This is a genomic window from Neisseria sp. P0008.S004 (assembly GCF_051962755.1).
Classification (GTDB): domain Bacteria; phylum Pseudomonadota; class Gammaproteobacteria; order Burkholderiales; family Neisseriaceae; genus Neisseria; species Neisseria subflava_A.
In genome coordinates, this window is the sequence record NZ_JBQCUZ010000006.1 from 133231 (window position 1) to 145018 (window position 11788).

The following is an 11788-nucleotide window of genomic DNA, read 5'->3' on the forward strand; positions in this document are numbered from 1 at the left end:
TTGATTTCAAGTGTTCGGCGGATTTCAGACGGCCTGTTCGGCAGCCAGCAATGCCCGATAATATTCGGCATCTTTTTTGGAAAAACAGCAGAAGATGATTTTTTCCACTGCCGGACATCGCGGCAGGGTTTGTTTCAAACTCTCCAAAGCGATACGCGCGGCGGCTTCGGCCGGGAAGCGGTACACACCGGTGCTGATGCACGGAAAGGCGATGCTGTGGAGATCGTGTTTCTGGGCAAGCAGCAAGGAATTGGCGTAGGATTGTGCCAATTTGGCCTCTTCATTTTGTTTTCCGCCAAACCATACCGGCCCGACCGTGTGGATGACAAAACGTGCAGGCAAACGGTAGCCTTTGGTTATTTTGGCTTCGCCTGTGCGGCAACCGCCCAAAGTGCGGCACTCGTCCAGCAGCTCTTTGCCCGCGGCGCGGTGTATTGCACCGTCTACGCCGCCACCGCCCAACAGCGATGAATTGGCGGCATTGACAATCACATCGACTGCCAATCGGGTAATATCGCCCTCGACCACTTCAAAAACAGCCATTGTCTTCTTTCCTCTACGTTGATTTCCAGACTGTTACAAAACCGTTCCGACTTCAATCGTCCGACCTGCCGCAAATGCCTGTATGCTCATGCGTTTGCTGCCGGAAGGCTGCAATTCGGTGATGTTCAGCGCATTTTCACCGCACGCCACCAGCAGGCCGTCTGAAGTGCAAGACAACACTTCGCCTGCCTCACCCTGTTTGACCACGACTTCTGCACGCCAGATTTTCATCGGTTTGCCTTGATACTCGACCCACGCGGCAGGTACAGGGTTAAAGGCGCGGATTTTGCGTTCGATAATGTCCGCGCTTTCGTTCCAATCGATACGCGCTTCTTCTTTGCTTAATTTTTGGGCGTAGGTAACGCCTTCTTCAGGCTGTTTGACCGCGTTCAGACGGCCTTCCGCCTGCAGACGCTGTAAGTCGGCAACAATCGCTTCGGCACCCAAACCCATCAGTGCGTCATGCACTTCGTTGGCGGTATCCGTAGGTTGAATGGCGTAGCGGTGTTCGCTGACCACATCGCCGGTATCCAAGCCGATGTCCATCTGCATGATGCACACGCCGGTTTCGGCATCGCCGGCTTCAATCGCACGTTGAATCGGCGCTGCGCCGCGCCAACGGGGCAACAACGAAGCGTGGATATTAAGGCAGCCGTATTTGGGCGTATCCAACACATCCTGCGGCAAAATCAAGCCATACGCGGCCACCACCATCACATCCGCGCCCGTATCTTTGAGCATTTGCAGGGCTTCGGCGTTATTGCGCAACTTTTCCGGCTGCGCCACGGTCAAACCCAATTCCAAGGCAGCCTGTTTGACCGGCGATGCGGTCAACTGCATGCCGCGGCCTTTTGGGCGGTCGGGCTGGGTCAACACCAGCGGAATTTCAAAACCTGCGGCGGCGATGGCTTTCAAGGCGGCGGCGGCAAAATCGGGTGTACCGGCAAAGATAACTTTCATGTTGTGTCCTTGTGGAAATGGTTTGAATGGGCGCGTTGGGCAAACTGTTTCAGCTGAAAAGGCCGTCTGAAAGATTGAAAACCGAAGTCTGCCTTCTGTTTTGTCTTTTCAGACGGCCTTTAAGCGATGCTTAGGTCAGATGGTGTGTTTCTGACGTTTTTTCAGTTTGGTTTTGATGCGGCCTTGTTTCAGCTGCGACAGGTGTTCGACAAACACGATGCCCATCAGGTGGTCCAATTCGTGCTGCACGCAGATTGCCAGCAGGCCGTCTGCTTCCAGCGTGAATTTCTCGCCTTTTTCGTTCAAAGCTTCAACTTTGACGCGCTCGGCACGGGTTACGGTATCGTAAATGCCCGGCACGGACAGACAGCCTTCTTCGTAAGTCGTCTCGCCGTCTTTTTCGACAATGACGGGATTGATGAACACGCGCGGCTCGCTGCGGTCTTCGGTTAAATCCATCACGACGATGCGCTCGTGTACGTCGACCTGAGTGGCCGCCAAGCCGATACCGCGTGCTTCGTACATGGTTTCAAACATATCGGCAACCAATGTCTGGATGCGCTCATCGATTTTTTCAACAGGTTTGGCGACCGTGTGCAACCGTTCGTCAGGGTATTGGAGGATGTTCAGTAAAGCCATAATATTCTCGTTTTATAAAGCTGATGTGTGATTTTCATACAGATTTGGTTTCCGCCGCCACAATCTCCTGTCATGACAGCAACATTCAATGCTAAAATAACGCCGAAAAATGTTAAGATAGCGCGACGAAGGCCGTTCGTTATCGTATTGATGAATGGGCGGCAGTCTCGCAAACTCCAGCCTTCTCTGTTTATCATCTGAAGACAAACCGAATCGATTTCAAGGGGAACGGTTATGCAACAACGTATTATAACCCTGCTTTGCATGGCAGGCATGGCTATTTCTGCCCACACTCAGGCAGCTTCTTTAAAAATCCGCCCCAATGCGCCGCAACGCTACGTCGTTAAAAACGGCGATACCTTGTGGGGTATTTCCGGCAAATATCTGTACAGCCCATGGCAATGGAACCGCCTTTGGGGCGCCAACCGCAACGCCATCCGCAATCCACATCTGATCTATCCGGGTCAGGTGTTGGTTTTACGCTACGTCAACGGCCAGCCGCGACTGGGTTTTGAACACACTCAAACCCGTTCAGACGGCATTCCCGTGATCAAACTGCATCCGCGCGTACGCGAAACTTCCGGCTACGGTATTCCGACCGTCAACGTCAATCTCTATCGCATGTTCATGAAACATCCGCAGATTATCGCTCCAGAAGAAACCGCCAACACGCCGCGCCTGATTGCAGGCCCCGACAACCGCGTCCTCTACACGCAAGGCAACCGCGTGTACGCATACGGCCTGACCGAACCCGGCCGCTACCTGACCTACCGCGTCAATAAAAACATCACCGACCCGGAAACCGGCAAATTCCTCGGCCAAGAAGTCGTGTTCAGCGGCATCGCCAACACGCTGCCTTACACCGACTCCGCCTTGGAACACCGTACCCGCGCTTCTGACGAAAAACTCAAAAGCAACGAGTATTACACCCAAGTCAACAAAGTCATGAAGCTGCGCACCCAGTCCGCGCAACCTTTGGTTATCGAAGAAGCCGTTTCCGAAATCCGCAAAGACGACTATCTGCTGAAACTGCCCGAAGGCCTCGACAGCTTCAACGTGATGCCTCACGCCCCTGCCCGTCCGATTCAGGCCAAAGTCGTTTCCATCTTCGACGGCGTGGGCGAAGCCGGCCAGTTCCAAACCATTACTTTGGATAAAGGTGAACTCGACGGCTTGGACAAAGGCACGGTGGTCAGCCTCTACAAACGCGGCCGCCAAGTCCGTGTCAATCTGTCCAACAACCTGATTCGCAAGCCGAAAGACAAAGATACGGTTGAATTGGTTTCCATTCCGGCGGAAGAAATCGGTTTGGCAATGGTGTACCGCACATCCGACCATCTGGCCTCCGCCATTATTTTGGAAAGCCTGAACAGCGTTTCCATCGGCGATACCGCCTCCGAACCCGGCCGCGATTTGGACAATATGGCCGATGAAAAAACCATGGACAAACCGGCCGAAGACGAACAGGAAAGAGAAATCGAACTGGAAGTCCGCAGCTGATTGGGCTTTTTTAGCAACGATTCGATAAATAAAGGCTGTCTGAAAACCTGTTTTTCAGACGGCCTTTTGATTGCTGCCCATTAAATAAAATTGGTAACACGTTACTTAAAGCGCAAACAACACCTCATGTCTTCAGCTATTTATCGGCTATCCCCTTTTCTATCGTCTTCCCGTTCTGCCATTCCAATCAGCAATATGGAAACCCTAACACGCTATTTATTGCCTATTGATTGTTCCATCTATTCCTGCCAATCAAAAAGGCCGTCTGAAATCTTCAGACGGCCTTTTTATCCACCACTCAAATCCGATTATTTGAATTTGTAAGTGTATTGCAAGCCCAAGATGTCCGCTTTGTTTTTAAAGCGGGCAGAGGATACACCGCGGCTATCCACGTCGTTGCCGCTGGCTTTGCCGGTGCGGTAAACCGTGTCATTGATGTGGATATGGCTGTACGCCGCATCGATCACATGGTTTTTACCCAGTTGATATTTGGCACCGACGGAGAACCAGATACGGTTACCGTCAGGCAGGCTGTTCATGCGGTCTTCGGCGCTTTTAACCGGCGATTTGTCGAAAGCGATACCGGCACGCAGTTGCAATGGTTCGGTAACTTGGTAAGAGCCACCGAATGCGACTTTATAAGTGTTGCGCCAGTTAGGCGTAATGACGGTACGGTCGGATTGGCCGTTGACAACTTTTTTGGTGTTTTCAAACACCAGCTCGGCTTTGTTGAAGCGGCTGTGGCGTGTCCAAGTCACATCGCCGAACAAATTGGTTTTGTCGGTGGCGCGGTACATACCGTGAACAGACAAAGACTCAGGCGTAACGATTTTTACGCTGGCTTTTTCGTTCGGCACATAACCGCGTGCAGCCATTGCACCCAAATCCCAAGCGCGTTTTGCATATGCGCCGTCCGCTTCCCAATCGGCAGTGCCTTTCAGCGTATGCGATACTTTGGAACGATAGTTCACACCCACGCGTGCGCGGTCATTAATGTCCCACATCCACGCCAGTTGATAGCCGAAGCCCCAATCGTGGCCTTTTACATCGGCATGACCGTCAGCTTTGCCGGTCGCATCGACAGCAACGGGACGGCCTGCTTGACGGGAAGCTAAGCCGCTGGCCAACTGGCTGATGGCGCCGGAAGCATCCCAGTCGGAGTATTTACGCAATTCGGCTTTGGAATATTGGGCAATCAAACCGGCACCAACAGCGTGCTGCTCATTCAGTTTCCATGCGACTACCGGCTCGATGGCGATGGTGGTCAAACCCAATTTGTTGATGTTGTGGCGCAACACGGAATCTTTTTCGTATTCGGTTGCAGAGCCGAAAGGAACGTACACGCCCAAACCCAAAGTTACATCGTCGCTGGCTTTGTACGCGCCATAAACGTGCGGAGCAACGGTGGTTTCGGTAATTTTGCCGCTGGTCGAGCCGCTGACATCGGCACCCGTGCGGAAGTGTTTCGCAGATTCCGCCTCATAATGAATGCTTGGGAAAACGATATTGGCGTTGACGGAAATTTGGCTGCTGTCGATTTTGCTCAAACCGGCCGGATTGTAGAAAATGGTTGAGGCATCGGCAGCTTCGGCGGCGGCGGCGTTGGCCGTGCCTTGTGCGTTAACGGATTGTGTGCCGAAGTGGTAGCCGGAGGCTTGGACGGCAGTAGATAACAGTGCTGCGCTTAAAATAAATGCTGTTTTTTTCAGATTGAAATGAATCATTTTGGTTTACCGTGAAAGTAGCGGACAAAGAAAAAGGCCGTCTGAAACGTCCTTTATTGATTTAGTATAGGCACTCAATTCTATACTACATCATTATTTTTGCCTAATCTTTTCTTTTTTTACACAAAAAAAGCAGGCTAAAACAGCCTGCTTTTCCAATCATCGGATCACTGCAATTATTTAACCTGCAACACTTCCAACGTATTGGTCGAACCGGATTCGCGCATTTGCGAACCGCTGGTGATGATGTATTGGTCGCCGCTTTGGAGGATTTTGTGTTCTACCAGCATGGCTTCCACTTCGTTCAGCGCGGTATCGTGATCGGTACTGGTTGCCAAAATCAACGGACGCACGCCGCGGTACATCGCCATGCGGCGTTGCGCTGAAACACTCGGCGTCAGGGCAAAAATCGGCAGGGTGATGTTGTGGCGGCTGACTTCGAAGGCGGTCGAACCGCTTTCAGTCAGGGCAACGATGGCTTTGGCGTGAACTGCTCGCGCCACGCTGACCGCACCGCCAGCAATCGCCAAGTTGGTGCTGACGGCTTCGGGATACTCGACCTGTTCGGCAACGCCGTTGAGCGAATCTTGTTCTTTTTCCGCAGCCGCACAAATAATCGCCATTTGGCTGACGGTTTCAAACGGATACGCACCGACGGCGGTTTCGGCGGAACACATCACCGCATCGGTACCGTCCAATACCGCGTTGGCCACGTCGCTGACTTCCGCGCGGGTTGGTACAGGGTTGGTAATCATGGATTCCATCATTTGAGTTGCGGTAATGCTGAAGCGGCGCAACTCACGGGCGCGGCGGATCATGCGTTTTTGTAGGGCAGGTACGGCGGCATGGCCGACTTCCACTGCCAAGTCGCCGCGGGCAACCATAATACCGTCGCTGGCAAGGATGATTTCGTCCAGATTTTCAATGGCTTCTACGCGCTCGATTTTGGAAACCAAACCGGGACGTACGGCTGTACTGCCTTTCATTTCTTCTTCGACTTTGGCGCGTGCGATGTGCAAATCTTCGGCAGATTTCACAAAGCTGATGGCCAAGTAGTCGCAACCAATGGCAATCGCCGTTTTCAGGTCGCGGAAGTCTTTTTCGGTCAACGCACCGGCAGACAGGCCACCGCCGCGTTTATTGATACCTTTGTTACTTTTCAGCACATGGCTGTTTTCTACCCTTGTAATAATCTTACTTCCTTCAACCGCCTCAACGGTCAAAGTCAACAGGCCGTCGTCCAGCCACAAAACATCGCCGGCAGCGACGTCATTCGGCAAATCACGGTAGTCCAAACCCACCGCTTCGCGTGTACCTTCGCCTTCAAGTGCGGCATCCAAAATCAAAGTTTCATCTTTATTCAGCTCGATGCTGCCGCCGGCAATTTTACCGACACGGATTTTAGGCCCTTGCAAGTCGGCAAGAATGGCGATTTCCTGACCCGCACGTTTCGCGGCTTCGCGTACGATACGGGCATTTTCTTCATGAAACTCCGGCGTACCGTGGCTGAAATTGAAACGGACGACATTAAGGCCGCCGACACGGATCATGTCTTCCAACAATTGTACATTGTTGCTGCCCGGACCCAGTGTGGCAACAATTTTGGTATTGTGGCTGATACGGGTTAAATCACGTTGCAATTGGCTCATGTAAACGTCCTTTCCTGTTGATTTCACGTTTGATAATGAAGAAGATTGTACTCTTAATGCAATAATGTTGGCGTAAAATTACATCATTTTCTGACTTAAACTAAATTTATTTTTGCATTAACCTACTTTCCTATCGGATACAATATACCCTCACGTCGTCATGTTTAATTTTTCAGACGGCCTCACTCATACTAATAGAATACTCAACTGATCCATGAAACGTTTTTTGACTCCGCTACCCATCGGCATCGTTTTGGCTGACCTGATCTACGGTTTCGTACTTAATGTCATGCAAGGCTTAAATTTGCAACAAACTGCCGCCAACCAGTCCGGTACAATTTCCGTTACGCCCGACATTGCCTTCAACAGCCTGCAAATCGTCGCCAACGGCGGCATGGTCTGCATTATCGGCTTCGGTTTGATTGTCTTGTTCCAACTCAACCGCGCCGTATTACGCCAACAAATCCTGCCCATCGGCATTTTCCGAACTCTCGGCCTGTTGGCTGTTTTGGCATTCAGCATTTCGTCTTTGTGGGAATGGTTGCATGCCGCTTTGTCGCTGCTTTCCGGGCACAATGTTTTAAACTTCAGCAACCCGCGTTATCTGGTTACCGCAGCCTGTATGCCCATCATCGCTTTCTTGTGCATCTTGCGCCTGTACAATTGGTATCGCCTGCATCGGACTGTTGCCACCGACGATACCTCCACTTCCCTCTAATCAAGCTGCAAAAAGGCCGTCTAAAACAGGAAAACCTATTTCAGACGGCCTTGTCATTATATATCTCAACGTTGATGGCTGGTTTCTACACCGGCCTTAATCTCGCCATACATTTGCGAGCTGCCTTGCCCGCTGCCTGATGCGCAGGCCGCCAAGTTCAGTGCCAAAACAGCCGCAGTCAAAATCTTCAACATGGGATTCCTTCTTTCCACAAAAATTATTTCGGATCGCAACGGAAATGGTAAGCGCAAATTTCAAATCCGTTTTTAAAGTAGAGACGATGCGCACCTGCACGGTCATGGTTAACATGGACATTCAGATGGATTTTAGTCGCGCCGGTTTCCGCACCGATTTTGCGCACTTCTTCCAACAAGCGTGAAGCATAACCTTTTTGGCGGCATTGCGGCATGGTTACGAGATCATCAATATGGATATGGTAACCACTGGCCAAGTTATGTGCAGTATGGAAACCGCATACGGCCACGGCATTTTGTTTGCCTTCTTCAAAAATACCCAGCAGGCGGTAGCCGGTTTTGCGCTGATGCTCGTTGATTTGCTCGACGAAACGGTGAATATCGGTCAAAGAAGAACGCAAAATGCTCAATGCCGCAAAAGCGGTTGCGGTTTCTTCCGGCGGAATTTCACGCAATACGCCAACCACAGGCGCGGCAGCTTGAGGCTCAGGCTGAGCATTAGCCGCTTCCGCACCCTCGGCTGCATGTTTTTCTTCAATCGCCTGCGCCAACAAAACGCGCTCGACCGGCACTTCGCCCTGCTGCTTGCTTTCCTGCTCTTTGAGTAAGGCTTTGCAGTCAATCACGCGCAAATCGTTATCCGCTGCAAAATCCATCAAAAAACGGAACATTTGCGGATTGTCTTCTTCCAGTTTTTTATCGACTGCCACACAACGGACATTGTCCACCAAAATCGGGCGCACCCAATTCGAATAGGAAAGGCGGTTGTCTTTGGTGAAGGAAGACAAAATACCGCACAGGCGCTCCGCCCAGTCGCTTGGTCGGAAAATCTTGCCTTTGCTGGTCGTACCATGGATCACAACTTCATAAGGATTACACACTAACATAAGCAGCTTCCTGAAAGTAAATGGCTGAAGGAATATTTCGCCAGTGCCAACATCAGAAAAAGTTCCGATACATAGCAACAGATGATTGAAAAAATATCAGTAAGGTTTTGAAATACGACAATGATGAGACGGCTTGCCAATCCTGACAATCCGTTTCGAATTCTTTGATTATTATACCCGATACGCCTCTTTTTCTTCAAAAATCATTTGAAAAATAACAACAGGCCGTCTGAAACCAAGTATTTCGGTTTCAGACGGCCTGCATATTTTGTATATCAATACAACAATTTCTTGCGGGGCTTTTGTTCGCCACCGGATTTAATTTCCGACAAGTTGAAATTCAGTATGCTCAAATCCAAAATGCTTTCTGAAGTGCATTGATCGCCAAAAGCATTTTCATAAGTGGCCTTCAGTTTCAACACGCCGCCAAATGTCTGGTCCGGCAATTCGGCAGCCAGCGCCAACATGCTTGCAAACACGCCGCCATACAATTCGCCCGATGCCAGCATATCCACACCGCCGGAAAACATCTCCAAGCGCATAACTGCATCGGCAACCAACTTGCTCGGCAAGTGATCCGGCAAAGGCTCTGCCTCAAAGCGTACATTCTTCGCCAAGCCCTTACCGCTATTGCGGACAACCAAAACCAATAAATCCGTTTGACCGTCAGAACGCTGCAACGTCGCATGCAAAACCGGATGAATGCTCTCTTTTTGAATCAGCTGCTCACGGTGCAACATCTTGCTTTTAGCTTTGGATCGCGCAGATACGACGGCCCAAATCAACCAAACCAATGCAACGGCAGAAATGGCTGTGACCAAAAGAGGAAGATTGGCCAAATAGGCTTGCTGATTAAACCAAACTTGTGCGGCTAAAAATCCGGCAAAGAAAATCAAGACGTATAAAATTGGGGCAAACCGGCTTTGTATGGATGAGTGCATAAGTTTTCCTACATTTCGTATCGCGTTATAAAAATAATGCCTTTTGAGCAAATGATGTCATTAACTCAGAAGGCATTATTTTAACGTAATTTTAACGCAATTTGCTTAATATCTTGCTTTTTATGAAACTGATGTATCAAGCAGACAACTCAAACCGCACAGCCGTGTTTTCAGACGGCCTGAGATTTTATCAGGCTTCGGCAACCGAATCACGCGAGAAGGTTTTTTCGCAATAATGGCATTTCAAACGTGTCTGACCATTATGTGAACGGACATAAAAGCGGCTGATGACCGGCTCGCCATGACTGGCACAATTGGTATTCGGGCAGCGGAATACTTCTGAAATTTCGTCCGGCAATGACAAATGCTGTTTGTCGATCACTTTAAACTGATCGATTTTGTTTACTACTGCTTCAGGGGCAAATAAAGCCAAACGGTTGGCCGCATTGGCATCCAACCATACGCCGCTGACTTTGATAATGTCTTTGCTTCCCTGCGTTTTGCTGGGCAAATTAAAGCCGACTGTAACCGCGCTGCCATAATGCAGCAGCTTAAACTGTCTTAAAATGGCCAAGCCTTTACCGGCAGGAATATGATCAATTACCGTACCTTGTTCAATCGCTTCAACGCTGAGTTTTGAGTTTTCCATCTCTCGCTCCTTAAACTTCTTCGTTCAATACCAAAGACAAAATCGCCATCCGTGCATACACGCCATTGGTTGCCTGTTCAAAATAATAGGCATGAGGTGTTTTATCCACGTCCGGATGAATTTCATCTACCCTCGGTAAAGGATGCAAGACGCGCAAATTGGGTTTAGCATTCGCCAACATTTGCGCATCAAGATTGAATTTACCCTGAATTTTGGCAAATTCCTGCTCATCAAAACGTTCGCGCTGAACGCGGGTCATGTACAAAATATCCGCCCATTCGACCGCTTCTTCCAATCCGGGCAAAATTTGATAAGGGCACCCGGCTTCTTCCAGCTCTTCAGTGATATAGTCCGGCATTGCCAAGCTGGGAGGGGAAACAAACGCAAATTCACAACCCCAACGCTTCAGCGCCTGACACAATGAATGTACCGTACGGCCATATTTCAAATCGCCGGCCATCGCAATCTTCAAATTGCTCAAACTGCCCTGTGTTTCATAAATCGTGACCAAATCCAAAAGCGTCTGACTCGGATGTTGGTTGGTACCATCGCCGGCATTAATCACGGGCACGCTCGAAAACTCGGCCGCCACACGGGCCGCACCGTCTTTCGGGTGTCGCTGAATAATCGCATCCGTATAGCTGGAAATAATCCTCGCAGTATCTGCGAGCGTTTCACCCTTTTTCGCGCTGGTATTTGCACCATCGGAAAAACCGATAACTTTCCCACCCAAACGCTGTACCGCCGTTTCAAAAGACAAACGAGTACGGGTGGACGGTTCAAAAAAGCACGAACCAATCAATTTGCCTTCAAGCAAATCTTCACGAGGCTGCTTTTTCAACTTCAAGGCCGTCTGAAGCAGCAATTCGAGCTGCTCTGTCGTCAAATCTGAAATTGAAATAATATGTTGCCGATAAAGCGGATTAGGCATGACCATTCCTTCCCATAAAAAAGCCCGCAACAGGCGGGCGTTTCAAGCAAACCGATTCCATTGTTGCCCAACATCATCCCAGTGGACAATCACAACCATGTTTCTACCACACCCATGAAATCTTCCGCATTATCGCATATTTAACAGACGGCTGCTTCTTTCAAGTTTTCAGATTCTTTCAAGTTTTCAGACGGCCTGATACCTTTGCAAAATAACCCTCGGTACTCCACAGCTGAAACCCAAGCACAGGGATTCGGTATTTTCAGTTATTGCCCCCATTGGTCCAAGTCTTCATTGCCACTGCCCATACAAAGCCGCCCATCAACCCGAACCGGCAAACGGTTCAGCCTCTGGGCGGCATATACGGCACAAACGTCCGTCAGGCTTATTTTTTCACGGCAGGCTGTGCGGCCTTAGGCGCGGCAGGAGAAACCGTCGCCTCCGCCTTCAATT

13 protein-coding genes are annotated in these 11788 nt (G+C 50.1%); 3 read left to right on the forward strand and 10 right to left on the reverse strand.

Annotation, left to right across the window (positions count from 1 at the left end; all coding sequences use genetic code 11):
- Positions 1-24: 24 nt before the first annotated feature.
- From ACTHSW_RS08105 to def, 3 genes are all read right to left on the reverse strand, one after another.
- Positions 25-543 (reverse strand): O-acetyl-ADP-ribose deacetylase, encoded by a 519-nt coding sequence (locus ACTHSW_RS08105; protein ID WP_070461194.1) that lies wholly within the window; start codon positions 541-543, stop codon positions 25-27.
- 33 nt (positions 544-576) lie between these two features.
- Entirely contained in the window at positions 577-1503 is a 927-nt protein-coding gene (gene fmt / locus ACTHSW_RS08110; protein WP_070461191.1) for a methionyl-tRNA formyltransferase, read from the reverse strand.
- A 135-nt stretch (positions 1504-1638) separates the two neighbouring features.
- Entirely contained in the window at positions 1639-2142 is a 504-nt protein-coding gene (def, locus tag ACTHSW_RS08115) for a peptide deformylase (RefSeq protein WP_003678675.1), read from the reverse strand.
- Between the two features lie 234 nt (positions 2143-2376).
- On the opposite strand from def, the gene ACTHSW_RS08120 reads away from it, so the two are divergent.
- Positions 2377-3642, forward strand: coding sequence for a LysM peptidoglycan-binding domain-containing protein (locus ACTHSW_RS08120; RefSeq protein WP_070461188.1), 1266 nt, complete (start codon positions 2377-2379; stop codon positions 3640-3642).
- Between the two features lie 308 nt (positions 3643-3950).
- Here ACTHSW_RS08120 and ACTHSW_RS08125 read toward each other — a convergent pair whose 3' ends face one another.
- Both ACTHSW_RS08125 and pyk read right to left on the reverse strand, forming a co-directional pair.
- The gene (locus ACTHSW_RS08125; protein WP_070461187.1) at positions 3951-5366 is read right to left on the reverse strand and encodes an OmpP1/FadL family transporter; all 1416 of its coding nucleotides are present in this window, start codon (positions 5364-5366) and stop codon (positions 3951-3953) included.
- A 176-nt stretch (positions 5367-5542) separates the two neighbouring features.
- Complete coding sequence (gene pyk / locus ACTHSW_RS08130; RefSeq protein ID WP_049337966.1) at positions 5543-7015, reverse strand: pyruvate kinase; 1473 nt, start codon at positions 7013-7015, stop codon at positions 5543-5545.
- Positions 7016-7229: 214 nt separating this feature from the next.
- Between pyk and ACTHSW_RS08135 the strand changes: the two genes are divergently transcribed.
- Positions 7230-7733 carry a hypothetical protein gene (locus ACTHSW_RS08135; protein ID WP_070461180.1) on the forward strand — a complete coding sequence of 168 codons (504 nt, stop codon included), beginning with the start codon at positions 7230-7232 and terminating at the stop codon, positions 7731-7733.
- Positions 7734-7798: 65 nt separating this feature from the next.
- Here ACTHSW_RS08135 and ACTHSW_RS08140 read toward each other — a convergent pair whose 3' ends face one another.
- The 5 genes from ACTHSW_RS08140 to pyrB form a co-directional block, all read right to left on the reverse strand.
- Positions 7799-7927, reverse strand: coding sequence for a hypothetical protein (locus ACTHSW_RS08140; RefSeq protein WP_264081748.1), 129 nt, complete (start codon positions 7925-7927; stop codon positions 7799-7801).
- Positions 7928-7950: 23 nt separating this feature from the next.
- Positions 7951-8814: a GNAT family N-acetyltransferase gene (locus ACTHSW_RS08145; protein WP_070461177.1), complete on the reverse strand. Its 864-nt coding sequence runs from the start codon at positions 8812-8814 to the stop codon at positions 7951-7953.
- Between the two features lie 275 nt (positions 8815-9089).
- A complete protein-coding gene (locus ACTHSW_RS08150) occupies positions 9090-9755 on the reverse strand; it encodes a hypothetical protein (protein WP_070461175.1) in 666 nt (221 codons plus the stop codon).
- Between the two features lie 190 nt (positions 9756-9945).
- Positions 9946-10404, reverse strand: a complete 459-nt coding sequence (pyrI, locus tag ACTHSW_RS08155) for an aspartate carbamoyltransferase regulatory subunit (protein WP_003684689.1) — start codon at positions 10402-10404, stop codon at positions 9946-9948.
- Positions 10405-10414: 10 nt separating this feature from the next.
- Positions 10415-11335 (reverse strand): aspartate carbamoyltransferase, encoded by a 921-nt coding sequence (pyrB, locus tag ACTHSW_RS08160; RefSeq protein ID WP_070461172.1) that lies wholly within the window; start codon positions 11333-11335, stop codon positions 10415-10417.
- Between the two features lie 269 nt (positions 11336-11604).
- Here pyrB and ACTHSW_RS08165 point away from each other — a divergent pair.
- On the forward strand, positions 11605-11788 hold a 184-nt coding region (locus tag ACTHSW_RS08165), incomplete at its 3' end, for a hypothetical protein (RefSeq protein ID WP_440373831.1).